Consider the following 25,604-nt stretch of genomic DNA (forward strand, 5'->3'; position numbering starts at 1 on the left):
ATGGAAATGGAAGAATGGTTTGGAGCTTCGCAAAATAAGGAAGATGAAACCCAAAAATCAAGTCCTTTAAAAAGTTTGAAAATCGATTTAGATTATTATAACGATTCGATTAAAGAAATATCTTTAGAAATTATGGGTGAGGGCTTGTCTGCTTATCCTATTTTTATTGCACATCAGCATGTCGTAAATGTCGGTGAAATGATTCTTGATCATGTAGAACTGAAAACAAATTGGAGTATCAACGCTTCTACTTTCGAAGAATTTGTTGAGGCCAATATTATTAAAGAGGATAGAAAAGAGGCCTTTCTCAAAAAATACAAACGTGCACAGGATTTTATGTGTTTGTTTGTTGTTGTTCCTGAAGGCGCAAATTTCGTTTTCTATCCTTATAAATAAGGGTCTATAAAATATTTAAACTTTTTTAACATATGATATGTCAAACTATTATTACTTTTATTTTAATATGTATAGAAAAATAATTAGTCATATCATCGGTGTTCTTTGCTTGTTGTTCTTGTGTTTTTCAGGTACAAATATTTATGCACAACAGATTCAAAGAATTTCAGGGATGGTTTTTGAAAAAGGAACTTCGCTGCGTCTTTCTGAAGTCAATATTAGTAATTTAAGAACTAATAAATCTGTTATTTCAAATTCATTTGGCGTTTTCTTGATCGAGGCATCAATAGGGGATAGTTTATCTTTTTCAAAGGTCGGCTATTCTGAAGTGAAAACCGTGATCACAGATTTAAAAGATTTTTATATTGAGCTGCAACCTGGTATTACCTTGGAAACTGTTGTTGTAGAAAGGAAAACAAAAGAAGCGGAGCTTAATGAAGCTATGCGTGATTACGGAAAAAAAGGAGTCTATAATGGGGGTAATAATAAATTTGGGACTTATTTAGCTAGCCCTGCAACAGCTCTTTATAATCTTTTTGGTCGTGAGGCAAAGAATGCAAAGCGCTTTAGTCATTTTTTAGATTCGGAAAAAAGAGAACTAGAGGTTGATAAAGCTTTTTCAAAGGAAGCTGTTCGTGAGATAACAAAATTGGAGGATAAAGATTTAGAATCTTTTATGCGTATATATAGGCCTTCTTTCGAGGCGGTTGAACACTGGCAACACTATGATTTTTTGGAATATGTGCAGCGATCATTGGATGATTTTAACAAAAATGGTCGTCCAGCGGGATTTACTCTTCCTGATATTGAAGTAAAAACACAGGAGAAATAATCCATGTATTTTATTATCTCGTACTCTCTGTCTATATTTTTGTTACTAAAATAGGCTTAATCGGCTATTATTTGTTTTTTGGCATTTGGTTTGTTTAATATTGCTGTGGAATCACACTAGAAATATTATTAAAGATATTATAATTATGAAAATGAATAAGAAGTTAGCTGTTTTTGGTCTTACTGTGGCTACATCAGCAATGTTATTTGGGAGCTGTTCAACAATTCAAAATGCAAATAATACCACAAAAGGTGGGGTAATCGGTGGGGTTGCGGGAGGTGCGTTAGGTGCACTTATTGGTAACAAGGCAGGTAGTACTGCTATTGGTACGATTGCAGGAGCTGCTATTGGTGGTGCTGCAGGTGTATTGATTGGTAAGAAGATGGATAAGCAAGCTGCTGAGATTGCTAAAACGGTAGAAGGTGCTGAAGTTACCCAGGCTGGTGAAGGTATTGTTGTAAAATTTGATTCAGGTATTTTATTTGATTTTAACAAGTCAGCTTTAAAAGCTTCAGCAAGAGAGAACATCAAAAATTTAGTAGCAACTTTAAATAAAGAGCAAGGTACAGATATCTTAGTTATTGGTCATACAGATAATGTGGGTTCACTTGATGCAAATCAAAAAGTTTCTGAAAATCGTGCTAATGCTGTTCGTGCTTTTGCTGTTTCTCAAGGGTTGGCTTCATCACGTATCCGTACAGAGGGAAGGAATTTTTCTGAGCCACTAGAGAGTAATGATACTGAAGCAGGTCGTGCAGCAAATCGTCGTGTAGAGATTGTTATCGTTGCAGGAAGCCAAATGAAACAAGAAGCTCAGAATCAAGCAAAATAAGTATAAGAATCATTCATTATAGTTCTGAAAAAGCGCTGATTATTCATCAGCGCTTTTTTATTGGAATCTATATTCATATACGTGCAATATTAATATGACAAACTGTCATCAATCCAATATTTATTTTTAACTTTGTGGTCTTTGAATTTTGAGCTATGTTAGATTTAACGCATACAACTAAGGAACACGACGAAACACGTCAAGGTGAAGCATTATTGATTAAAAATGATGTTGAAAAACGTAATGGACGTAAATTATATATTGAGAGCTATGGTTGTCAAATGAATTTTTCAGATAGTGAGATCGTTGCCTCTATTTTACTGGAAACTGGATTTGAGACAACTAAAAACTATCAAGAAGCAGATGTTATTTTTATCAATACCTGCTCTATTCGTGAGAATGCAGAGCAGCGTGTGCGGAATCGTCTGAAAGAGTTTGAATTTGCCAAGAAAAGCAATCCTGGGATGATTGTGGGCGTTTTAGGCTGTATGGCTGAACGGCTTAAAGCTAAGTTTTTGGAAGAAGAAAAGTTAGTGGATGTTGTTGTAGGACCTGATGCTTATCGTGATTTGCCAAACTTAATTGCGCAAGTTGATGAGGGGAATCGTTCTGTTAACGTATTGCTTTCTCGTGAGGAAACTTATGCTGATATCAGCCCTGTTCGTTTAAATTCGAATGGCATTACGGCTTTTATTTCAATCATGCGTGGTTGTGATAATATGTGTTCTTTTTGTGTTGTCCCATTTACGAGAGGAAGAGAGCGTAGTCGCGACTCTGAATCTATTGTGAAGGAAGCACAAGACCTTTTTAATGCGGGATACCGCGAAGTGACCTTATTGGGGCAAAACGTCGATTCATATAAATATACAGCTCCGACAGTTGAGGGGCAGGAAGCAAGTGCTCCAATTAATTTTGCTAATTTATTGGCATTGGTTGCTGCTGTTGATCCTTTACTACGTGTTCGCTTCTCGACTTCTCATCCGAAGGATATTACGGATGAAGTATTGCATACAATGGCGAGTCATGATAATATTTGTAACTATATTCACCTACCGGTTCAGTCAGGGAATTCTAGAGTATTAGAATTGATGAATCGTACCTACGATAGGGATTGGTATATCAATCGTATTGATGCGATTAATCGTATTATTCCGGGATGTGGTATTTCAACGGATATTATTACGGGTTTCTGTACGGAAACGGATGATGACCACCAAGAAACTTTAAGTATGATGGATTACGTAAAGTATGATTATGCTTTTATGTTTGCTTATTCGGAACGCCCCGGCACTTTGGCTGCAAAACGCTATGCCGATGATATACCAGAGGAAGTTAAGAAAAGTCGTTTAACAGAGGTTGTTGCCAAACAAAGAGCACATAGCTTTGATCGTTTGCAACAATTTGTTGGTAAAAATCAACGTGTTTTAATCGAAGGTTTTTCAAAACGCTCGGACAAGGATTTTGCAGGACGTAATGACCAAAATGCAATGGCTATTTTTCCTGTAGATGAACGCTATCAGGCGGGAGATTATGTAACTGTTTTGATTGAATCATGTACTTCAGCTACTTTGTTAGGTAAAATTGTTGATTAATTAGGATTTAATATAGGTCTTTTATTATTAAATTTAGAAGATGGATAATCAAGATATTAAGAATCGATTTGGGATTATAGGTAATTCGCCCTTACTCAATAGAGCTATAGATATTGCTCGCCAAGTGGCTCCTACTGATATTTCAGTATTGATTCAGGGTGAAAGTGGTAGTGGTAAAGAAGTATTCTCGCATATTATTCATCAAATGAGTGCACGCAAACATGGTGCTTTTATCGCTGTGAACTGTGGTGCTATTCCTGAAGGAACGATTGATTCTGAATTGTTTGGGCATGAAAAGGGTTCCTTTACAGGAGCTCATGAAGCTAGAAAGGGATATTTTGAAGTCGTTGATGGCGGAACTATATTTTTAGATGAGGTAGGGGAACTGCCCCTTGGTACTCAAGCGCGTTTATTACGTGTCTTGGAATCAGGGGAGTATATCCGTGTAGGTTCTTCTAAAGTGCAGAAAACGAATGTTCGTGTTGTTGCGGCAACAAACGTTGATGTTTTTAATGCGGTACAAAATGGGAGGTTTCGTGAAGATTTGTATTATAGATTGAATACAGTTCCATTACGTATTCCTTCTCTACGCGAACGTGCTGAAGATATCTATTTATTATTTAGAAAATTTGTCGTTGATTTCTCTGACAAGTACCGTTCTCCAAGTATACAATTGACAGAAGATGCGCAGCAGTTATTGAAAACTTATGCTTGGCCAGGTAATGTACGTCAACTGAAAAATATTGCTGAACAAATTGCGGTATTAGAAAAGGAACGTGTTGTGGATGCTCAGATATTGAAAAATTATCTTCCGTCTGAAACGCGCTCAACATTGCCTGCTATAATGGCTAATAAAAGTGGTAAGGAGGATTTTTCAGAACGCGATCTTTTATATAAAGTGCTATTTGATATGAAGAAGGATATGGTCGATTTGAAAAAATTGGTCGTTGAATTGATTCAGAATGGGGTTAATCCTGCCACTTATGATGAAAATTCACCTTATATAAACCGTTTATATCAAGAAATTGAGCCTAGTGCTGAACGTCTGCAGGACCAACTTTCTGCTTCACAGACATTAACGATCCACCAACCCAATGTTTTAAAAGGTAATCCTGGACAAGACGGTTATTTAAATTATGATACTCAGGATGCAGAAGAGGTGGAGGAATCGCTTTCTTTAACAGAGAAGGAATCTGATTTAATCAAAAAGGCATTAAAGAAACACCGTGGTAAGCGCAAGGCAGCTGCACAGGAATTGGGTATTTCGGAAAGAACTTTGTATAGAAAAATTAAAGACTTAAATTTAGATTTATAAATCGTCGTTTATGAAGAAACTTAAATCAAGATTGTTACCTGTTTTTATGATGATGGCGCTGCTGTTTTCAGCAACAAGTTGTGGTGTGAAGTATGGTTTTACTGGTGGGTCAATTCCCGAAGGAATGAAGACGGTGAGCGTAATCTACTTTGAGAATATTGCACCCATGGTTTATCCGACTTTAAGTCAGAATTTTACAGAGAAACTTAAAGAGCAGATTCGTAATCAATCTAGCCTGAGTCAGGTAAATGATAATGCAGATGCAACATTTGAAGGCTTTATTACCGATTATACCATTAGTCCTGCGGCTGTAGAAGCAGGGACCGATCGAGCAGCCTTAAATCGTCTTTCAATAACGATTAAAGTAAATTATCATAATAAAATTGTTGAGAAGGATAATTTTGAACAGTCATTTACCAGATATAAGGATTTTTCAGGACAATTACAGGCGGCTCAAGAAGAGACATTGAATAAGGAAATTATTCAAATGTTGGTCGAAGATGTTTATAATAGAGCATTTGCTAATTGGTAATCATGCAATAATGGAAAATAAACGAATTTCAGAAGATATCAACTTGTTTCATCAAGCGATCAATAATCCGTTAACGCTTTCGGAATCCGATTTGTTGTCCTTGATTGCTAAGTTTCCTTACGCACAATCGCTTCGTTTCGCTTACGAGCGCCATCTTTATTTGTTAAATAAGGAAGTGCATAATATTTCATCTACTTTGCTTTATGCAGCCAATCCCAATTGGTTATATGAATACCTGCATAAGGCTACTCCGGTAGAACCTACGGCTGAAGTAGCGTTTGAAGACGATGAGTATATAGATTTTGAGGATACTACTGATGAGGAAGTAGAGTTGGTTGATAGTGGTGTTGATGCTGAGGATGGAAAAAAGGAATTGAACGCCTTGATTCAGTCAGGTGTTGCGCATGATTTTTTTCGGTTGGAAAAGGTTGAACCTGTTTTGGAACAGGAGTCGGAGGATGTATATCCTATTACCGAAACCATATTGCCTGTGGAAACTATTATAGAAAAAGGAGAAGAAGAACGTGTTAGTGTTTATGATGATGATTTGCTGCCTTATAGTTTTTTATGGTGGTTACATAAAACGCGTTTAGAACATGCGGAAACGTATCAACCGTTTTTGAAAGCTCCAATTTTTCGTCCTGAACCTGTTGAACAGGATATAACACGTTTTAAACAGACAATTGATTCACAGCTTTTGGATCAACAGATTAGGGAGAATATTTTTCATTTGCAATCTCCAGAGGTTAAGCTGAGTGAAGAGTTTAAAAATACTGTTCCTTTTCAAGTTGAGAAAAAAAATACAGATCATTTAATCGAAAGGTTTATTAAAGAGGATCCTCAGATAAAGCCGCCGCCTGCTGATAAAATCAATCTCGAAAATAAAGCAAGGAAAAGTTCCGAAGATCAGTATTCTCTGGTGACGGAAACTTTAGCCCGAATTTATATTGAACAGGGATTATATCCTAAGGCTATAGAGGTTTACAAAAAATTAGTTTTGAAATATCCAGAAAAAAATGCGTACTTTGCATCGGAAATTTTAAATTTAGAAAAGAAATTAACTTAATACATATAAAGAAATGCAAGGAATATTAATTGCTCTTATAATTTTGGCGAGTATTTTATTATCATTTTTAGTTTTAATACAAAATCCAAAAGGAGGAGGTTTATCATCAGGATTTGCTGGTGGAACAAATATTATGGGTGTTAAACGTACAGGTGACCTTTTAGAAAAAGGTTCTTGGGGATTAGTGATTGCGATCATGGTTTTCTGTTTAGCATTTAATATTGTAGCTCCATCATCAACAGCTACTGTAGGTGGCGGTTTGGGTAATCAAATTGAAGCTCCTGCACAGACAAGTCCATTGAACTTAAATAATACACAACAACCTGCTGGGACTGGTCAACAAGCACCTGTACAGAATACAGTTACAGACTCAACTAAATAGGTTCTTGAATAGAAAATTTAAAGCCTCCGAGATATCGGAGGCTTTTTTTATGCTGTCAGTTTTGGAGAGTGACAGCCTGACAGCGAATCTCAAATAAATCTGCCAGTCCATTGCTTTTCGATGCAAATTTGTCTCAAAAGTCTGTTCTTGGGGCTTTGGCATAATTGCTGATGAAGTTTAAGTATAATTGAAATAGAACTAAAAATAAAATATATTATGGCATTAAACATTAAACCTATCGGTGACAGAGTAGTAGTTGAAGCTGCTCAGGCAGAAGAAAAAACAGCTTCAGGATTGTACATCCCTGATACAGCAAAAGAAAAACCATCTCAAGGAATCGTTGTAGCAGTTGGAACAGGTAAAGTTGACGAACCTTTAACTGTTAAAGTTGGTGATAAAGTTTTATATGGTAAATATGCTGGAACTGAAATTACTGTTGAAGGTAAAGAGTATTTGATTATGCGTGAAGCTGATATTTACGCGGTTATTTAATATTTTTAATATAAATTCAAAAGTAAATAGATTTGATTTCTTACTATCACTTTAAGAGTTAAATGAAAATTTCAAAAATTTAAAGATAATGGCAAAACAAGTAAAATATAACGTTGAAGCACGTGAAGCACTTAAAAAAGGTGTTGACACATTAGCAAATGCAGTAAAGGTAACTTTAGGTCCTAAAGGACGTAATGTAATCATCGAGAAAAAATTTGGTTCTCCAGTAATCACGAAAGATGGTGTTACTGTAGCTAAAGAAATCGAATTGAAAGATGCTTTGGAAAATATGGGTGCTCAGATGGTTAAAGAAGTTGCTTCTAAAACCGCTGATCAAGCTGGTGATGGTACTACTACTGCAACAGTTTTGGCTCAAGCTATTGTTGCTCCAGGTATTAAATCTGTAGCTGCAGGTGCTAATCCGATGGACTTGAAACGTGGTATTGATAAAGCAGTAGCTGCTGTTGTAGCAAACTTAAAAGCACAATCGCAAACTGTTGGTCAGGACAATAATAAAATTAAACAAGTAGCATCAATTTCTGCTAATAATGACGATGTTATCGGTGCTTTAATTGCGCAAGCAATGGAGAAAGTTGGTAATGATGGTGTTATTACTGTAGAAGAGGCAAAAGGTACTGAAACTGAAGTTAAAACAGTTGAAGGTATGCAATTTGACCGCGGTTACTTATCTCCATATTTTGTTACGAACTCTGATAAAATGGAAGCGGAATTAGAAAACCCTTACATTTTAATCTATGATAAAAAAATCAGTAACATGAAAGAATTGTTACCGATTTTGGAAAAACAAGTACAAACTGGTAAACCATTAATTATCATTGCTGAAGATTTAGACGGCGAAGCATTAGCGACTTTAGTTGTTAATAAAATCCGTGGTTCTCTGAAAGTTGCAGCTGTTAAAGCTCCAGGTTTTGGTGACCGTCGTAAAGCAATGTTAGAAGACATCGCAATCTTAACTGGTGGTACAGTAATTTCTGAAGAAAGAGGTTTCAAATTAGAGAATGCTGAATTATCGTATTTAGGTCAAGCTGAGAAAGTGGTTGTTGATAAAGATAATACAACAATCATTAATGGTGCTGGTAACGCTGAAGATATTAAATCTCGTGTTGCTCAAATCCGTTCTCAAATCGAAACGACTACTTCTGATTACGACCGTGAGAAATTACAAGAGCGTTTAGCTAAGTTATCTGGCGGTGTTGCAGTTCTTTATGTAGGTGCTACGACTGAAGTAGAGATGAAAGAGAAGAAAGACCGTGTTGATGATGCTTTACATGCTACTCGTGCAGCTGTAGAAGAAGGTATTGTTGCTGGTGGTGGTGTTGCTTTCATTCGTGCAACTGATGCTTTAAAAGGATTAAAAGGTGCTAACGAAGATGAGACTATTGGTATCGATATCATTAGACGCGCAATCGAAGAGCCTTTACGTCAAATCTGTTTCAATGCTGGTATCGAAGGTGCTGTTATTGTTCAGAAAGTGAAAGAAGGTACAGGTGATTTCGGTTATAATGCACGTACTGACGTTTTCGAAAACTTGATTGGTGCAGGTGTAATCGATCCAACTAAAGTTTCTCGTGTAGCTTTGGAAAACGCAGCTTCTATCGCTTCTATGTTGTTAACAACTGAATGTGTATTGGCTGATGAACCAGAAGAAAACTCTGGCGCTGGTGCTCCTCCAATGGGTGGTGGCATGGGTGGAATGATGTAATATCATTCTTCTTAAGAATATAATAAAGCCCTGTTACAACTTTGTAACAGGGCTTTATTTTTTTAGTAAGGCGTTATTTGTAATAGCCTTGTTATTGATAATTAAAAACCAGCTGCAGTATCGTCACCCCTGGGGTCTGCACCTGTCTGTAATTTTCCGTTCGGTAAACGGATGATATTCTCAACTCGTCCAATATTACCGCGTGGAGAAATTTTGTATCCAGCGTTTTCCAATGATTTCCTTACTTTAGATGCTATTGCTTTTTTCTCTACGTCAATATGATCTGGTAGCCATTGATGATGAAAACGTGGGGCAGTAACCGATTGTTGCGCGTTTTGATGGAAGTCAATGACATTAATAATGGTCTGGAAGACTGAGGTCATTATGGTGGAGCCTCCTGGTGTTCCAACAACCATATAGAGTTCCTTATCTTTTTCTACAATTGTTGGTGTCATGGAGCTTAACATTCTTTTATTGGGTTCAATCGCATTTGCTTTTCCGCCAACAAGACCATAGATATTAGGAACTCCTGGTTTAACGGAGAAGTCATCCATCTCATCATTTAATATAAAACCAGCTCCTGTTACAAAAACACGGGAGCCATATGAGTTGTTAAGTGTAGTGGTGATGGAAACTGCATTTCCTTCGGGGTCTACGATGCTAAAATGTGTGGTTTCTTCTGATTCATATCCAGGAAATTTAGCGGCTTTTACATCTGTGCTTGGTGTCGCCTTTGCTAAACTTATCGCTTTTAATCTGTTGTTGTTGAAAATAGAATCTGTAAGTTCTTTTACGGGTACGCGAATGAAGTCGGGGTCGCCTAGGTATGCTGCTCTGTCGGCGTAAATACGACGTTCTGCTTCAACCATTACCCGAATGGTAGAATCACTTTGGAACCCCCATTTTGTTAGCGGGAACTGTGCTACAGATTGTAAGAGCGCAACTAAAGCGGGGCCGCCACTTGAAGGGGGCGCCATGCATATGATTTTATGTCCCCGATAGTACCCTGTAACTGGTTCTCGCCAAACGGCATGGTAATTTTCCAAGTCATTATGGTTGATAATGCCATTGGCACTCTTCATTTCTTTAACAATCAGGTCGGCTGTAATACCTTTATAAAAGCCATCGCGACCTTGTTCCGCGATTCTTTTAATGGTATTGGCTAGTTCTTGTTGCTGAAATACATCATTTGTTTTCCAGTTTGTTGTTTTAAGTATGGGTGCACCATCAGGATTGTATTTTTCAAAACTTTCTTTAAAATGGTTAAATTCTTCCGCTTGTTGTTTGGTGATTTGAAAACCATTTTGAGCTAATGCAATTGCTGGAGCTAGCAATGTTTTCCAATCTAGTTTTCCGTATTTATTATGGGCTTCAACCATCCCTGCAACAGAGCCAGGTACTCCAGCGGACAAATGTCCATAAACACTTAAATTTTCAATGACATTCCCCTGCTTATCCAAATACATATCTGCATATCCTTTTTCGGGCGATTTTTCTCTAAAGTCCAAGGCATTGACCTCGCCTTTATTACTTCGATAGACCATAAAGCCGCCGCCGCCAATATTTCCCGCATTTGGGTATACAACGGCTAATGCAAATTGTACTGCAACAGCAGCATCAATAGCATTTCCTCCCATTTTTAAGATGTCTACACCTACTTTTGACGCGAGGGGATGAGCGGTAACAACTGCTGCTTTGTCAAATGTTTCTGGATTTTTACTGAGTCTATGTGATACACTGCAAGATTGAGCAAATAAAGCTGCGCCTGTTATCCATATATAAAACCTGTATTTTTTTATCATCTTTAGTCGGTTACGGGGTGTATTTTTTCAAAATTCCCATCTAAATGGTCAATTTTAATTTTATATTTTTTGACATGATTAGGAGCCGATCCCATACCAATTCCGACCATACCACCACCAAATCCTGAACCTATGGAAGCGGAGACAAAGATATTAGTGCTGTTCTCATCTACTAGTCCATAAAAATAATATTCATCATTTTGCATAACGAGTGGATAGTAACCGTAATTTGTGGAGATATAGGTCTCATCATTATCGACAATAGCATATATCTGGGAGTCTTTTAATTTGACAATCTTTCCCTTATCATTCGTGTAATAATAATACTTGATTCTTCCTTTGGAATCTCTCTTATCTGCAAGAGGGTGATTGGGTTTCTGGAATTTAAGGCTCTCGTAATCCAAGTAAATACCATCTACTAGATGCTCGGCTGAATATAAGGGCAATTGCTCTTTTTCTTTATAATCGATATTTTTGATATCATGGATTGATAGTGATTCAGGTGATGATATCTGGGCAGCGAGGTTTGTACGAATAAAGGAATCAATAATATAACTTCCCTTTTTTAATAATTTGTTGGAAACGTCTAATCCAGAAACTTGAAAGCTACTATCGATGTGGTTAATCGAGAAGTAATAGTTTCCCTTTTTTTGATAGAGGTTAGCTCGAAAATCGAAAAATCCTTTTTCTTTTATTCCACCGCCTATTTCGGAGAAGGAGAGTCTTCTGATCTGCAGTAAGAGCGTGTCACTGTTTTGGCTAGTTTGCGTAACCGTTTCCAAATATCTCTGTAATTGCTCTTCAAGAGCCGGGTTAGCAATAACTTTTGCAGATTTCCCTAGAAAACCTTTTTGTATGATACCATAATGAGTGGTGTCATTCCTGGAATCAAGTACATATATTTTTCTAAAATTACTTTCTAGTACGACATCATTCGAGTCATATTGAAGTTTAAATTCTTTATCTCGGTCTTGAGCTGCAGCTTGCAATCCAATCATTAAGATTGTAAATAGCAAATGGTATTTTAATGTATGGAGGTAATTTGTGAAATTCATTTCCAAAGGGAATTAATGATCTGCATTAAAGATAAAGAAATTAAAAGGCTGTATCAAGTTTCTTGATACAGCCTTTCAACAGTTCTCGATGGAACTGTATTAAAATTAATTTGGTACTAATATAAACGATTAATGCTGCCAAATTGTTGTGTGTTGTGAAGGATTAAAATATTATTTTAATTTATCATTGTTCTTATGGCGATCGGCATCCCGTATTGATTTCTTTTCTAAATTTTTTTCTAAAGCATCTGTCAAATCGATTCCAGTTTGGTTTGCCAAACACATCAATACAAACAGAACATCGGCCATTTCATCTGCGAGATTTACTTCCTTATCCGACTTCTTAAATGATTGTTCCCCATATTGTCGAGCCATTATTCTAGCGACTTCTCCAACCTCCTCCATGAGCATTGCAGTATTGGTTAACTCATTGAAATAACGAACTCCTGTCGTGTTAATCCACTTGTCAATGGTTTCTTGTGCTTCTTTTATTGTCATTGTATTAGAAATTATCTTTATCTTCTGTGTTCATTATAATTGTAACGGGGCCATCATTTAACAAATCAATTTTCATATCAGCTCCAAAGATGCCCTGTTGTACTTCTTTCCCCAATAAAATAGTGAGATAATCTGCCAATTGATCATACATTGGTTGTGCTTTATCTGGTTTGGCGGCACGTGTAAAGGAGGGACGATTTCCTTTTTTGGTTTGTGCAAATAAAGTGAATTGTGAAATGAGTAAGATGTTGCCAGAAATATCAAGAACCGATTTGTTCATCAGGCCTTTATCATCATTGAATATACGGAGATTGACAAATTTTTGAGCCATCCACTTCATGCTTTCGGTGGTATCTTCATCTGCAATTCCGATTAGGATTAATAGACCATCTTTAATTTGCCCTGTGATCGTGTTATCGACCGAACAGCTGGCCCTAGAAACTCGTTGTATTACTGCACGCATATAGCAATATTAAGAAAAATATTATTAAATACGATTCTCTCGCTTCTATTGCGGAAAGGTGTTGGACTGCGATGAACAATCGGAAAGAATATGGTTTGTACGTATTAACCACTGAGGTCTATATCAATATATAGACCTCAGTGGTTGGACTAAAATTTGACATTTACACTTAACATATAATTTGTTGTAGCTTGAGGATAATAGAAATTAAAGGATTTGCGTGTGTCGCCATCCATGTATCCCCATGTGTAGCCATTTGTCTCGTACTTTTCATTCAAGATATTATTGATCATTAGTCCAATGCCTATATTTTTCACTCCTAAAATTGAGAAGCTGTAATTCATTCTTATATTGTTGACAAAAGATGGATTAATACTTCTCTCTTTAGCTGAGGTATTATCTAGATATTGTCTTGAAATATATTTAGATATTAATGCAAGTTCTAATGAATGAAATGGGCTATATGAAAATTCACTCGATATTATGGTAGCTGGGGAGAGTGCAATATCTGTTCGTTTTAGTATTTCACCGCTTGTTTCATCTGAAAAGTTTTTTATTTTATTTTCGCTAAATGCTGCTGTTGCTTTCCATCCAAATCTATTCGAAATTTTCCATGCAGCGTCTAGTTCTATACCTAAACGGTAACTATTAGGAATGTTTATTCTTAGTGTTGAACCTACATCATTTAGGGCACCTGTAGGGATGAGCTGGTCTTTGTAGAACATCCCGTAAAAGTTAGTTCCCAAGTTGAATTTATCATTTTTGAGTCGATAGCCAAGCTCCAAATCTTGCATTTTCTCGGGCTTTGGGTTGTGTCCTAATAGATCGATAAAATCATTACGAACAGGTTCCTTACTGGCATAGGCATAAGAAGCGTATAAATTTGAATGCTCATTTAATAGGTAAGTGAAACCCAACTTTGGATTTAAAAAGTTGAATTTTCTATGAAAATCCATTGCTTTGATTTTATCATCATCACCTTTAATGGTGTAACTAATATTTCGATACTGTATATCCGCAAATAATAGCCAGTTATTTAACGTAAGGTCTGCTTTTAAAAATGTGCTGGCATCGTTTTTTTTGGCATTATTTAAATAATATTTATCTCCTAAATTACTGGTCGAAGCATATTCGGCCCAGATGACTTCACCATAATGATCACCTTTGTACTGATTTATAGCACCTCCCCATGTAAATTTTAAATATTCAGATGGATTGTAGTTGAATGAAAAGGTTGTCCCATAAAAATGATTATCTAACCATCTTCTCCTTATTAAATCTGTTTTGGATATGGTATCTGCACCTATAATGACAGGAGGCAGATTGTATTTGGATAATTTTTCCTCGGGGCGAAACTCTTCATAATAACCGGCTCCTCTGGTGTAATGCAAAGCAGCATTGAATGTCAACTTCTCATTAATAAAGTTACTGTAATGTAGTTGATGGTGTGTTTGTGTGTAATTGTCGGTTTGATTTTTGTATAAATACTTGTTATAAGTTCGGCCCGAGTTTAATAGATTTTCTGTTTCCTCGGCAGTATAGCCATCATTACTGGCATAGTCTTTCATTCCTTCTACATCATTTTTAAGTCTTGGTTCGGGAGTTCCATACCAAGATTGATAGGTTTGTTCTTTACCTGAGAACACGATTGCCTTTAAAATATGCTTATCGCTATAATAGCCACCATCGACATAGAATGATTTTAGGTTAGACGATGCACGGTCAATATACCCATCACTTAATATACGGGAAAGTCGAACATTGAATGCAAATTTATCGTTCAAAAGCCCTGAACCAATTTTTAACGTATTTTTCCAGGAGTTATAAGAACCAAAGGAGTTGTTGAATTCTACGCTTGGCTCTTTATCCAATATATTGGACTGTATATTCAGTGAAGCTCCAAATGAACCGGCTCCATTTGTAGAGGTACCTATACCTCTTTGTATTTGGATACTTTCGGTGGAAGAAGCAAAATCTGGAAGGTTGACGAAGAATGAACCCATACTTTCTGCATCATTGAGCGGTATACCATTTAGCGTAACGTTTATGCGCGCATTGTCAGAACCACGAATTCGCATACTGGTATAGCCGATACCAGCTCCGGCATCGGATCCAATCACTACAGAGGGTGTCTGATCTAACAGGTAAGGAATGTCTTGTCCGACATTGTTTTTAGCAATGTCTTCTTTGGTCAGATTTTTATAGGTTGTAGAAGAATTGCTTTTGGCACGTGTTGCTTGTACAATAATTTCCTCGGTCTTTATCATATGAGGATTAAGGTAAATTTCTAATATTTTATTGCCGAGTAAATTGAATTGTTTTTTTTCGGGGCTGTAACCCATATAGGATATAGCAACGTCATATTTTCCATTGGATAGCTCAGAAAATTTTGATATTCCATTTCGATCCGATATCGAAGTTCTAATCTGACTATTTATCAGGTTGATACTAGCACCCTGCAAAGTCTTTTTCGTTACATTGTCTAATACTTTGATAGTAAGATTGTTCTGCGCATAAGAGGATAGCGCTATACCTAAAAATACTACTGTGTTGATTAAATTTTTAATCATGTTTTTTTAATTGAATTTTGAGTTAAACAACTATTGCAAGGGGTTACAACAGTTTTTACTTATTTAACTAACCTTTTCCCTCCGCCAGCATTATCTGGATCAGGTGCACAATACAAACCGTATTGTTGGGTATATTCTCAGCCTTTATTCGTGTTCTTAGAACAAGGCACCCCTTATTGATATGCGAAGTTATCAAATAATATCAGTACTAAAAAGATTAAGTGTAATTTCCTGAATTAGTGAGAGGGAGCGAGTTTTTAGGTATTCGTATATAAATAAGAAATTATGATATAGATTTAGTATCGTCTTATTAAGTCATTTGGGATTAAGCTTAAAAAGAATGTTTAATTTCTAATGTGAAAGTTCTGAATTGTTAAATCAAAATTCATCTATTGGAGTAGTTTACTGTCATTGCGTCAGTGAATAGCTACAAATTTTACATTCTATCTGTAGAAAGTGTTTTTTTTGATAATTAATTGGCCGTAATTAAACTTATTTCATATCTTCAATAAATATGCTAAAATTTAATTATTTAGCTGTTTGTGATTATTTTTAGCAATTAAAGAATTTATATTAAACCTGAAATTCATTTGAAATTCGTTTAGGTTAATGTAAGTAAGTTGTTTTTTAACTTTTATCATGATTAAATAATTAAACTATTTATGTAAGTTTGATTTTTTTAATGGTAATAATTTTTTTACTAAACTTTGGCACGAATTTTAACGTTATTAATCACAATTGCTTTACATTAACCTGAATGTAAAGTGATTCTTAAAGTTTTTATGATAATGAAATATTTTAGCGCTAACTATATCTTACCAATTACATCTTTGCCAATTAAAGATGGAGTGGTGAAAGTAAATGATGATGGAGAAATTCTAGGTATTTATGAGAGTAAGTCGATGGAATTGAAGGGCCAGCATATTGAAAAATTTGATGGAGTTATTGTTCCGGGATTTATCAATGCGCATTGTCATTTAGAATTGTCCCACATGAAGGGTGCGATTCCGCAAAAAACTGGATTACCAGCTTTTCTTACTAGTGTTATGACCAGTCGAACTTCTTCACTGAAAGTGATTGATAAGGCCATGGCTGCTGCAGATGAACAAATGTATAACAATGGTATCGTAGCGGTAGCTGACCATGCAAATACGGATAATACTTCTAAGATTAAGGAATCTAGTAAAATCCTATACCACACTTTTGTTGAATTTTTTGGTGTAGAACCAGACGAGGCTGACGGCAAATTGCAAGAGGCAAAAGATTTGATACACGAATTTGACCCTGCGCATTCGTCAATTACTCCTCATGCGCCATACTCTTGTTCTAAGATTCTACTTAAAAAATTTAAGAAAGCTGTTCCTGATGTCAATATTATTAGTATTCATAACCAAGAAAGTGATGAAGAGAATAAATTATTTAGATATAAAACGGGTGAGTTTTTAGATTTTTTTAAAAAAATAGGTAAGAATCCTGATTTATTCAAGGCTCAGGCACGTAATTCAATACAATCTTATTTACCGTATTTGCCTCATCCTAATAAGTTGATTCTAGTGCATAATACTTACACTTCGTTAAAGGATTTGGATTTTGTAGATAGAATGGGACGTGATATTGTTTGGTGTTTTTGCCCGAAAGCTAATCTATATATTGAGGGGCAATTACCTAAAGTGCTCAATTTTGTGAATGATAATCAGAAAATTGTAATAGGTACAGATAGTTTAGCATCTAATGATTCGCTATCAATTTTAGATGAGCTTAAAGTCTTGCATAAACATTTTGAAAGTTTAGATTTTCAGCAGACGATTCAATGGGCCACGATTAACGGAGCGCAAGCTTTGAATATCGATGATCAATTTGGATCAATTGAAATAGGTAAAAAACCAGGTTTGGTGTTATTGAAAAATATGGAACACTTTAGGTTAACGGATAAAGTTTCTGTACAACGATTAGCATAATAAAATACTCAAAATCTTCTGTACTTTTGTTGATATGAAACATTTCAATATTTCTATCAAGGGAAAAGTACAGGGGGTTTACTTTAGACTCTCTACAAAAGCTGTAGCGGACCAATTGGGAGTTAAGGGGTTTGTGAAAAACGTGGCCGATGGTTCTGTTTATGTAGAGGCTGAAGGTGATGATTTTGCATTGACTTCCTTAGTTGAATTCTGTGAAGAGGGACCTGAACGTGCAGAGGTAGAAGAGGTGACATGTGAAGAGGGAGATTGGAAGGGATTTAAGAATTTTGAAGTGCTTAAATTATCATCTAAATAAATTCTACCATCTTGTCTGTTTTTAAGAAATTTGCGGGTCAAACTCTGATTTATGGTTTAAGTACCATTATTTCCAGATTGCTGAATTTTGTTCTAACGCCTATATTTGTTCGTAAATTTGAAGCTTCCACCTATGGAATCTTTACGAATATGTATTCTTGGGCTGCGATGATCAATGCCTTCCTTGCCTTTGGCATGGAGACAACCTATTTTAGATATTTACAGAAAGTAAAAGATGAAGATAAATCAAAAGTTTTCAATAATAGTTTTGTTGTTACTATTTTTACTTCTCTAATTTTTCTGATAACGATTCTTCTCTTTTCTCATGATATTGCCATTTGGTTTGCCAAAGAAAATATTGACTCTATACGCGAATATAAGAGCTATGTTTATTTTGTAGGTTTAACGTTAGTGGTGGATGCATTGGCGGTAGTTCCTTTTGCAAAGGTTCGCGCTAATGGACGACCAATGCGCTATGGTGTATTGAAGCTTGTAAATATCATCACTTTTGTCGTGTTAAATCTAACCTTCATTGTATTCATTCCTTATTTACTTAAACATTTTCCGGCTATTTCCTCTTACTTTTCATCTTGGTATGTTGATTCGTGGTTGGGATATGTTTTTATATCAAATTTTGTTGCCAGTACATTGACCTTATTGATGTTATTACCGGAGATAAGAACCTTCAGTTTTAAGGTTGATAAAGTCTTGCTAGGGGATATGTTTCGGTATAGTTTTCCGATTTTAATTGCAAATATATCTTATATCATCAATGAGAATTTGGATAAGATAATGATGCCTGAGCTTTTGCCTAAAGATATTGCTGATCGAGATGTTGGAATATATGGGGCTATTGCTAAAATCGCTGTTTTTTTAAGCATTTTCGTCCAAGCATTTCGCTTAGGAGCTGAACCTTTCTTCTTTTCCTATTCAAAAAATGAAAATTCGAGACAGGTTTATGCAGTAATTATGGAGTATTTTGTGATAGCTATGATGATTGTTATGATTGGGCTATCAGTCAATATCGACTGGTTGAAGTATTTTATCCAAGGAGGTTCGCCTAAGGAAAGTGCGGAATATTGGTCGGGCTTGTTCATTATTCCTGTTATACTTTTCAACTATGTTATGCTTGGGATTTATATGAATCTCTCTGTTTGGTACAAATTATCCGATCAAACTCGTTACGGTTTATATATATCTGGAATAGGTGCTTTATTGACAGTTTTTCTTTGCTATATATTTATACCTCAATATAGTTATGTTGGTGCAATATTCGTCACTTCTGTCACGTATATAGTGATGGTATTTTTATCTTATTTTTGGGGGCAAAGAAATTACCCTATTCCTTATAAGCTATTTAAAATAGCGGCTTACATGTTGGTTGGTGTTGCTATAGTGTATATTCATTATACAGCTTTTGATCGTAATTTTTGGATAGGGAATGGGCTGTTGTTAGGATATATATTGGGAGCTGCTTTTGTGGAGAAAAAAACGGTTATGAAAATGTTGGGGCAAAAAGATAGAAGCGATTTTTAAAAAATCGCTTCTTCTACAAAATTATGTTGGATTTCGTCCAAAACTTCCTGAATTTCTTCAAACGTCTGTAGACTAACAAGGCGCATTCTATATTCTTTAAAATTTGGAATACCCTTGAAATAATTCGAGTAATGGCGACGCATTTCGAAAATACCTGTTTTTGGTCCTTTCCATTCAATTGATTTGACCAAATGCGTTCTGCATACATCAACACGCTCGGTTATTGTGGGACCTTCCAATCGTTCACCGGTTTTGAAAAAGTGCTTAATCTCTCTAAATATCCATGGATAGCCAATAGAAGCGCGTCCAATCATAATGCCATCAATTTCATATTCTTGACGCCATGCTACTGCTTTTTCTAAAGAATCTACATCTCCATTTCCGAAAATAGGGATTTTAATTCGAGGATTACGTTTGATATCACGAATCATAGACCAATCAGCTTGTCCTTTGTACATTTGAGCGCGTGTACGGCCATGAATGGATAATGCCTTGATTCCTATATCCTGTAAGCGTTCAGCAACCTCATATACGTTCTTTGTATCATCATCCCAACCCAGTCTAGTTTTTACAGTAACGGGTAGGTGAGTAGAATCGACAACTGCTTTTGTCATCGCTACCATGCGGTCTATATCTTGTAGTAGACTTGCACCTGCTCCACGACAGGCAACGTTTTTAACTGGACAACCGTAATTAATATCTATTAAGTCTGGATTTGCTAAAGTGCAAATTTCAGAAGATTGCCTCATATGTTCGATTTCGGAACCAAAGATTTGTATTCCTATTGGTCTTTCGTATTCGAAGATGTCTAACTTTTTACGTGATTTTGCGGCATCGCGAATTAATCCCTCAGAAGAAATAAATTCAGTATACATCATATCTACCCCATTTTGCTTACAAACAAAACGGAAGGGTGGATCACTCACATCCTCCATCGGTGCTAGTAACAAAGGGAATTCTCCTAAATCTATATTTTCGCCAATCTTAACAGACATATTATATTTTTTTACAAAGATAGTAAATTTGAAATTGTTCTATTTATGCTGTTTTTGATATGAATGTCATATGATGATAGATTAAGGGAAGTACTACTTTATTATTTGAGATTATAACGTAACAGTTTATAGGTAAAGGGATGCTCTACATGTACAGATTAATTAATGTAAGTATAAATAATGAAATTTGTGAAGGTATGACGTTTTTGCGCTCTTTTAATAATTAGAAATAAAAACAGTTATCAACTTGTCTTGATAGCTGTTTTTATTTAAAAATGATATGGGAAGCCCAGTTGGATTGTCTTGACTTTTATAATCTATTTTTTATATCTTCAGAACCTGTCGACCGTTCTTTTGCTTTGTTATTAGAGCCTCCAAATCGATAGTTGAATGATAAAATTGCTGTTCTACTATCTGGATTAGATTTTCCTACTAATCTTACCGCATTTGAAATGGTTTCATATCTACGGGTATTGGTATGGAATATATCATTGACAACTAGCTTGATCGTTGCTTTTTTATTTAAGATATTCTTCTGTATCCCGGTATAAACTAGTCCGTAGCTTTTGATCTTGCTTAAACCAATGGTCAATCCGGAGTTATAATTACCGCCGATTTCTAAAGACCAATCTTTTGTTAGTTTGAAACTATTTTGTGTGTTTAATGATAACGTATTGCCTGATCTTTTAATTAATTCATCTTCTTGTGGAATCTCATATTCGTTTCTGTAATAGTTCGCAAAATGTGTAGCTGTCCACCAGGAAAAGAATTGTGTGGGGGCCATGAATGATATTCCATAATTTTTGAATGAACCAATATTTTCGGGTCTTTCAAAAGTGATCTGTTGATTCGTCGGGTCTAATCCTATGATATCATTTACGACATTAGATCGGTCGGCATAATTTAACGTAAATATATATTTGCTAGCTAGCGTATAGTTGGCTTCATAAGCGTGCTCGTATGCTGGGTCTAGTTTTGAGTTGCCTTCTGAATAGGAGAAGGGATCTGTATAGACACGGAATGGATTTAGACTCCAGAATGATGGACGCTCAACACGATAACTGTAGCTTAATTGTACTTTATGATTAGTACTGATATTGTAAGATATAAATGCTGATGGGAAAAATTTTAAATAATCTTTTGAGAACCGATCATTTAGAGTAATCTGATTGCCATTCGTAGAGGTGTGTTCTGCACGTACACCTACTTGTGTTGACAGTTTATTCCATGTTTTCGAAAGATTAACATATCCAGCCTGTATCGTTTCTTTATAAATGAAATGGTTGCTTGTGGAATGATCGGGAACACGATTACCATTTTCTTGTAGCGTATCATACTGTAGATCATTTTCTGTTCGAATGTGACTTGCTTTCCAACCTGTTTCTAATTTAAAGTGTTCATTAAAGGGAAGAGTATAATCAATTTTTGCTACGTAAACTCTACTATCCGAAGGAATATCACCAATACGCGATGATTTATGAGGTATCGGTTCTAGTTTTTCATTCTTGTATTCGGTTGTTAGTGTTTGATCCATTTTGGAATGATGGTCAATCATATCAAAATCGACTTTCAATTCATGACCTGTCTCATTAAACTTCAGGTTATAATTGATGTTATACAACATGTCTTCCCATCTTTCCTTTCCTTCGGTTATGGTAGTGGCGGACCAGATGAGGTCTTTTGTTTCATAATTTCTAAACTGATTGGTGGTTGGTTCGTATTTTGGATATTTACCAAATCCTCCGTTTATTAAGAATCCTAAGGTTTGCTTTGGACTAATGTAAAAGTCCATTCCTACCCTGAAATTATTAGATCGTAGTTTCGGTTGGATTTTATTTTCTTGTTGAGAGAAGGTTTCTGGTTCTGTTTGTGAATTTCTATAGAAATAGCGTGTTAATGAATTGTAATATTCTAGATTTTGAAAATATTGATTGTAATTTCCGAATATGTTTACTTTGTCCGTTCTGTAGTTCAAGTCTAAACTTCCTCCTAGGTGTAAACTGCGACCTGCTCCCATATTACCGGAGGCAGTGCCATTCCATCCTTGTTTCAATCCTTTTTTCAATACGATATTGATTATGCCTGATGTTCCTGCAGCATCTTGTTTGGCATTTGGATTGGTCATAACTTCAATTTTTGTAATGTCGTTTGACGATGTGCTTCTTAACAAATTGGCGAGTTGATCAGCAGAAAGGTAGGTGAGTTTTCCATTGATCATTATAGAAGCACCTGATTTTCCTTTTAAACTGAAGGTTCCATTATCACCTAGACTTATGCCTGGAATTTTGGTCAGTAATTCTAATCCACTATTACCGTCTGCCAGTATAGAGTTTTCTATATTAAAAACGGTTTTGTCTTGATGTTGTTCTATAAATTGTTTGCGTTTACTGATGACTACTTCAGCAAGGTAAGCCGTATTTTGAAGGATTATTATTTTTCCAAAATTGTATTCGTTGATACTTTCACTTAATTTGAAATGTGAAGTTGTGAAGTCTTGGTGTGTCATGTTTTTTATATGCACGTAGTAATTTCCAAATGAAGTGCTTTGAAAAATGAAATTTCCAGTGCTATCTGCGATTATAATTTTTGCGACAGTTCCATCATGAACATGATGTAAGCTTACTTGTGCGTGGGGTACAGGTGCTGTTTGTTCATCCAGGATGCGACCATAGATTTTAGTGGTTTTTTGTGCGTGTGCAAAAAATAAGGTGAAAACTAAAAATAGAGTGAGAAGGTATCTGTAATGATGAAACATGTCTGCAAGATTAAGATGTTATGGAATGAACTGGTTTTGATTTTTTCACTGTTTTTTTCTTTTTCCCCCACCAGATATAAAAACCAGTAACAGGTAATGTTGCGCAGATGAGTGATGCTAAAAAGTAGATAATTTTAGTTGTCATCCCGCCTATGAAGCCTGTATGCAAAGCATAATTTGCTCGCATGAGCCATTCAGTGGTATTGGCATGATCAATTGGGCCTTGTCTTCTACCTGTTAGTTCTAAAGTATTGCGGTCGAAATTTAAATCTCGCCATATTCCGTTTTCCATATCTGTGCACGCATATACTGCTTTATCTTCTTCTTCGGGATAGTGTATAATAACAGCTTCTTTATTATGGCGTGCGTATTCATGACGTACTTTATACCAGATTTTATCGGCAACTATTAGCGCATCGTTTAATGGTTGATCTACAGGTGTTTTTTTTTCGACTTTTTCTGTTTTTGGCTTGTTTGGATAGCCACCACTAAGCCAAACTACTGATTGACGCATCCATGGAAAGCTCATGATTAAACCTGTAAGGGACATGATTAATGCGATAGTGAGGGCATAAAAGCCTAATACATTGTGAAGGTCGTAATTAACCCGTTTGAATCGTGCCTTCCATTTTATAGAAAAACTTTGTTCTCTAGATTTTTTGTTCCATTTTTTTGGCCACCATAGAATAAAGCCTGTTATTAATAGTGAAAAGAATATAAGCGTACTCCATCCTACGACTTGACGACCTATTTTGTTTGGCATCCATAGATGACGGTGCCCTTCATCCATAAAATGAAAGAAATCTTCATGGTTGACTATGGCCATTATCTCGGCAGTATAAGGGTTGACATAGACTAAGCTATCGGAGTGGTCTAAACTTACTTTTACTGATTTATCTAAACCGTAATACCAGGAACTAGTTATTTCTTTGTCTGGAATAGCTGCCTTTACGGCTTTATAGATTTCAGAGGGCGGAAGCTGATTTTCAGATTTTTGTGCTTCTACGCGGATATAATTTGTGGTGAGTTCTTTGATGTCATGTTCAAAGACAAGTACACAGCCGGTTATACTTAGGATAACAACAGGTATGCCTGCAGCTAATCCTAACCAAAGATGTAGCCATGCATTAATTTTGCTGAGCATAATGATTTAAAGTGCTATTTATTAAAGTGATGACATTTATTCTGTCAAAGTATTTCTTTGACAGAATAAATGGATTTTAAATTTTAATAATTGATTTTACTCATGGAAGAAATACCTGATACTCCAACAAATTTTAAACCTCTGTTCGCTGTCGCATTATTAATGTCAATTGAGTAAGTGTAGTATTGTTTGTCTTCAAGATTTTGACAGGTATAGTAAGCCTTGCTACCGTCTTTTTCAACAAATACGACATCTTTATATCCTTGTTGTTCATGAGCAGGAACTTCTTTTATTTCTGTCATTTTTTTCGTTTGGATATCTACAATATATAATTTTACTAATCCACCACCTATACCTTCAGCCTGCTCACCTTTATTATAGACAGTCATTAAAAATTTGTTGTCTTTAAGATAGCTTCCTCTTGCAATTTTTCCATTGCCTAATGATTCAATATCAAAATAGTAGTCTTTATCAAACTCATCTGTTCCTTTCTTAATTCTTAGGAATCCAGATTTGTTTTTAGAAGCTAAAGATGCTTCATTTGCAGAGAACCAAACGTAAGCATCACCTTTGTCGTCTACAGCTAGACCTTGTTGTGCCCACCAGTTCCCAATATGTGAACCACGACCGTCTTTTATGGTTTTTTCGAATTCTAGCTCAGGATAAGAGAAGATACCGATGTAAGTGGTGTCGGTGGTGGTGAAATTACCACCCCAATTGTTTGACCCGTCGCCAGATTGAAAAGGAATATATATTTTATTTCCTACCTGAAATACGCCAGTCCAGATGGCCATCCTTTTTTCGCCTAAGACTTTAGATAGATCTACCGTATTTTTATTTGCTATAGAAAAATTTTGCGCATCATAATTTCTTAAAGTCGCAACAGGATTGACAATACTTCTATTGGTTGTGCCCAAAATAATATTTTTATCTCCAAAATGGCCATAAATACCTGCAGTTTCTGCATTTACCTGTTCGTCTTTAAGTCTCTGTAGCTCTCCTTTACTGTCAATGTTATAGGGTGTTATCGGACCTTGTCCGCCATATGTTAATCCGAAGATATGGTTGTTCTGGTTGATAAATGAGAGCTCTGTTGCAGGCATACCATTGCCTACAATGCTAATAGAACCATCGTTTACATTATCTGTTGCTAAGATGTAATTGCCTGTAGTTCCAGCCTCGCCGCTACCTTGTCCATTTACTATAAATACAAATTTCTCTCTTTTTCCAGAATTTCCAGTATCGCCTCCTCCATCAGAAGGATTGTCTTTTGAACATCCAGTAATGGCTAAAACGCCACATGCTAGTGTTAGCATTTTTAAAGTGTTGAACTTTTTCATTGTCATTTATT

22 protein-coding genes and 1 riboswitch are annotated in these 25,604 nt (G+C 35.8%); of the genes, 13 read left to right on the top strand and 9 right to left on the bottom strand.

Features of this window, described 5'->3' with window-relative positions:
• The 10 genes from KO02_RS01970 to groL all read left to right on the top strand — a co-directional run bounded on the left by KO02_RS01970 (window position 1) and on the right by groL (window position 9,162).
• Entirely contained in the window at window positions 1-396 is a 396-nt protein-coding gene (locus KO02_RS01970; protein ID WP_038695380.1) for a hypothetical protein, read from the top strand.
• Between the two features lie 67 nt (window positions 397-463).
• Window positions 464-1,228, top strand: a complete 765-nt coding sequence (locus KO02_RS01975) for a hypothetical protein (protein ID WP_038695382.1) — start codon at window positions 464-466, stop codon at window positions 1,226-1,228.
• A gap of 145 nt (window positions 1,229-1,373) precedes the next feature.
• Window positions 1,374-2,060 carry an OmpA family protein gene (locus KO02_RS01980; RefSeq protein WP_235212327.1) on the top strand — a complete coding sequence of 229 codons (687 nt, stop codon included), beginning with the start codon at window positions 1,374-1,376 and terminating at the stop codon, window positions 2,058-2,060.
• A 155-nt stretch (window positions 2,061-2,215) separates the two neighbouring features.
• Window positions 2,216-3,652 (top strand): tRNA (N6-isopentenyl adenosine(37)-C2)-methylthiotransferase MiaB, encoded by a 1,437-nt coding sequence (gene miaB / locus KO02_RS01985; RefSeq protein WP_038695384.1) that lies wholly within the window; start codon window positions 2,216-2,218, stop codon window positions 3,650-3,652.
• A 40-nt stretch (window positions 3,653-3,692) separates the two neighbouring features.
• Entirely contained in the window at window positions 3,693-4,967 is a 1,275-nt protein-coding gene (locus tag KO02_RS01990) for a sigma-54 interaction domain-containing protein (RefSeq protein ID WP_038695386.1), read from the top strand.
• A gap of 10 nt (window positions 4,968-4,977) precedes the next feature.
• Window positions 4,978-5,499, top strand: a complete 522-nt coding sequence (locus KO02_RS01995) for an LptE family protein (protein ID WP_038695388.1) — start codon at window positions 4,978-4,980, stop codon at window positions 5,497-5,499.
• A 10-nt stretch (window positions 5,500-5,509) separates the two neighbouring features.
• Window positions 5,510-6,565: a tetratricopeptide repeat protein gene (locus KO02_RS02000; protein WP_038701995.1), complete on the top strand. Its 1,056-nt coding sequence runs from the start codon at window positions 5,510-5,512 to the stop codon at window positions 6,563-6,565.
• Between the two features lie 13 nt (window positions 6,566-6,578).
• Window positions 6,579-6,947, top strand: coding sequence for a preprotein translocase subunit SecG (gene secG / locus KO02_RS02005; protein ID WP_038695390.1), 369 nt, complete (start codon window positions 6,579-6,581; stop codon window positions 6,945-6,947).
• A gap of 216 nt (window positions 6,948-7,163) precedes the next feature.
• Window positions 7,164-7,439, top strand: coding sequence for a co-chaperone GroES (gene groES, locus KO02_RS02010; RefSeq protein ID WP_021192191.1), 276 nt, complete (start codon window positions 7,164-7,166; stop codon window positions 7,437-7,439).
• Window positions 7,440-7,524: 85 nt separating this feature from the next.
• The gene (groL, locus tag KO02_RS02015) at window positions 7,525-9,162 is read left to right on the top strand and encodes a chaperonin GroEL (protein WP_200878648.1); all 1,638 of its coding nucleotides are present in this window, start codon (window positions 7,525-7,527) and stop codon (window positions 9,160-9,162) included.
• Between the two features lie 101 nt (window positions 9,163-9,263).
• On the opposite strand, the gene ggt is transcribed toward groL, so the two are convergent.
• The 5 genes from ggt to KO02_RS02040 form a co-directional block, all read right to left on the bottom strand.
• Window positions 9,264-10,964, bottom strand: a complete 1,701-nt coding sequence (gene ggt, locus KO02_RS02020) for a gamma-glutamyltransferase (protein ID WP_144243245.1) — start codon at window positions 10,962-10,964, stop codon at window positions 9,264-9,266.
• 2 nt (window positions 10,965-10,966) lie between these two features.
• Complete coding sequence (locus tag KO02_RS02025; protein ID WP_144243246.1) at window positions 10,967-12,019, bottom strand: hypothetical protein; 1,053 nt, start codon at window positions 12,017-12,019, stop codon at window positions 10,967-10,969.
• Between the two features lie 171 nt (window positions 12,020-12,190).
• Complete coding sequence (locus KO02_RS02030; RefSeq protein ID WP_038695397.1) at window positions 12,191-12,517, bottom strand: nucleotide pyrophosphohydrolase; 327 nt, start codon at window positions 12,515-12,517, stop codon at window positions 12,191-12,193.
• 4 nt (window positions 12,518-12,521) lie between these two features.
• Entirely contained in the window at window positions 12,522-12,980 is a 459-nt protein-coding gene (dtd, locus tag KO02_RS02035; RefSeq protein WP_038695399.1) for a D-aminoacyl-tRNA deacylase, read from the bottom strand.
• Window positions 12,981-13,129: 149 nt separating this feature from the next.
• Complete coding sequence (locus KO02_RS02040) at window positions 13,130-15,550, bottom strand: TonB-dependent receptor (protein ID WP_038695401.1); 2,421 nt, start codon at window positions 15,548-15,550, stop codon at window positions 13,130-13,132.
• 59 nt (window positions 15,551-15,609) lie between these two features.
• A riboswitch (TPP riboswitch) is annotated at window positions 15,610-15,734 on the bottom strand.
• Window positions 15,735-16,338: 604 nt separating this feature from the next.
• Between KO02_RS02040 and KO02_RS02045 the strand changes: the two genes are divergently transcribed.
• Genes KO02_RS02045 through KO02_RS02055 form a run of 3 tightly spaced genes read left to right on the top strand, consistent with a single transcriptional unit; the run spans window position 16,339 to window position 19,359 of the window.
• Complete coding sequence (locus tag KO02_RS02045; protein WP_235212328.1) at window positions 16,339-17,508, top strand: amidohydrolase family protein; 1,170 nt, start codon at window positions 16,339-16,341, stop codon at window positions 17,506-17,508.
• Window positions 17,509-17,542: 34 nt separating this feature from the next.
• The gene (locus tag KO02_RS02050; protein ID WP_038695403.1) at window positions 17,543-17,824 is read left to right on the top strand and encodes an acylphosphatase; all 282 of its coding nucleotides are present in this window, start codon (window positions 17,543-17,545) and stop codon (window positions 17,822-17,824) included.
• Window positions 17,825-17,835: 11 nt separating this feature from the next.
• The gene (locus tag KO02_RS02055; protein ID WP_081918287.1) at window positions 17,836-19,359 is read left to right on the top strand and encodes an oligosaccharide flippase family protein; all 1,524 of its coding nucleotides are present in this window, start codon (window positions 17,836-17,838) and stop codon (window positions 19,357-19,359) included.
• Here KO02_RS02055 and dusB read toward each other — a convergent pair.
• The 4 genes from dusB to KO02_RS02075 all read right to left on the bottom strand — a co-directional run bounded on the left by dusB (window position 19,356) and on the right by KO02_RS02075 (window position 25,593).
• Complete coding sequence (gene dusB / locus KO02_RS02060; protein WP_038695405.1) at window positions 19,356-20,354, bottom strand: tRNA dihydrouridine synthase DusB; 999 nt, start codon at window positions 20,352-20,354, stop codon at window positions 19,356-19,358. The two genes, KO02_RS02055 and dusB, sit on opposite strands and share 4 nt — an antisense overlap.
• Before the next feature lie 310 nt (window positions 20,355-20,664).
• Complete coding sequence (locus KO02_RS02065) at window positions 20,665-23,109, bottom strand: outer membrane beta-barrel family protein (RefSeq protein WP_051959733.1); 2,445 nt, start codon at window positions 23,107-23,109, stop codon at window positions 20,665-20,667.
• A gap of 10 nt (window positions 23,110-23,119) precedes the next feature.
• Window positions 23,120-24,253: a PepSY-associated TM helix domain-containing protein gene (locus KO02_RS02070; protein WP_038695407.1), complete on the bottom strand. Its 1,134-nt coding sequence runs from the start codon at window positions 24,251-24,253 to the stop codon at window positions 23,120-23,122.
• A gap of 83 nt (window positions 24,254-24,336) precedes the next feature.
• The gene (locus KO02_RS02075) at window positions 24,337-25,593 is read right to left on the bottom strand and encodes a DUF4374 domain-containing protein (protein WP_158500258.1); all 1,257 of its coding nucleotides are present in this window, start codon (window positions 25,591-25,593) and stop codon (window positions 24,337-24,339) included.
• Between the last annotated feature and the right edge of the window lie 11 nt (window positions 25,594-25,604).

This window comes from Sphingobacterium sp. ML3W (assembly GCF_000747525.1).
Taxonomy (GTDB): Bacteria; Bacteroidota; Bacteroidia; order Sphingobacteriales; family Sphingobacteriaceae; genus Sphingobacterium.

Coding starts and splice junctions, on each gene's coding strand:
- dtd (WP_038695399.1), bottom strand. CDS start 12,980: ATGCGTGCAGTAATACAACGAGTTTCTAGGGCCAGCTGTTCGGTCGAT.
- KO02_RS01975 (WP_038695382.1), top strand. CDS start 464: ATGTATAGAAAAATAATTAGTCATATCATCGGTGTTCTTTGCTTGTTG.
- groES (WP_021192191.1), top strand. CDS start 7,164: ATGGCATTAAACATTAAACCTATCGGTGACAGAGTAGTAGTTGAAGCT.
- KO02_RS01995 (WP_038695388.1), top strand. CDS start 4,978: ATGAAGAAACTTAAATCAAGATTGTTACCTGTTTTTATGATGATGGCG.
- dusB (WP_038695405.1), bottom strand. CDS start 20,354: ATGTCTGTTAAGATTGGCGAAAATATAGATTTAGGAGAATTCCCTTTG.
- KO02_RS02000 (WP_038701995.1), top strand. CDS start 5,510: ATGGAAAATAAACGAATTTCAGAAGATATCAACTTGTTTCATCAAGCG.
- KO02_RS02065 (WP_051959733.1), bottom strand. CDS start 23,109: ATGTTTCATCATTACAGATACCTTCTCACTCTATTTTTAGTTTTCACC.
- KO02_RS02050 (WP_038695403.1), top strand. CDS start 17,543: ATGAAACATTTCAATATTTCTATCAAGGGAAAAGTACAGGGGGTTTAC.
- KO02_RS02045 (WP_235212328.1), top strand. CDS start 16,339: ATGAAATATTTTAGCGCTAACTATATCTTACCAATTACATCTTTGCCA.
- KO02_RS02025 (WP_144243246.1), bottom strand. CDS start 12,019: ATGAATTTCACAAATTACCTCCATACATTAAAATACCATTTGCTATTT.
- ggt (WP_144243245.1), bottom strand. CDS start 10,964: ATGATAAAAAAATACAGGTTTTATATATGGATAACAGGCGCAGCTTTA.
- KO02_RS01980 (WP_235212327.1), top strand. CDS start 1,374: ATGAAAATGAATAAGAAGTTAGCTGTTTTTGGTCTTACTGTGGCTACA.
- KO02_RS02040 (WP_038695401.1), bottom strand. CDS start 15,550: ATGATTAAAAATTTAATCAACACAGTAGTATTTTTAGGTATAGCGCTA.
- KO02_RS02070 (WP_038695407.1), bottom strand. CDS start 24,253: ATGCTCAGCAAAATTAATGCATGGCTACATCTTTGGTTAGGATTAGCT.
- KO02_RS02075 (WP_158500258.1), bottom strand. CDS start 25,593: ATGAAAAAGTTCAACACTTTAAAAATGCTAACACTAGCATGTGGCGTT.
- miaB (WP_038695384.1), top strand. CDS start 2,216: ATGTTAGATTTAACGCATACAACTAAGGAACACGACGAAACACGTCAA.
- KO02_RS01990 (WP_038695386.1), top strand. CDS start 3,693: ATGGATAATCAAGATATTAAGAATCGATTTGGGATTATAGGTAATTCG.
- KO02_RS01970 (WP_038695380.1), top strand. CDS start 1: ATGGAAATGGAAGAATGGTTTGGAGCTTCGCAAAATAAGGAAGATGAA.
- KO02_RS02030 (WP_038695397.1), bottom strand. CDS start 12,517: ATGACAATAAAAGAAGCACAAGAAACCATTGACAAGTGGATTAACACG.
- secG (WP_038695390.1), top strand. CDS start 6,579: ATGCAAGGAATATTAATTGCTCTTATAATTTTGGCGAGTATTTTATTA.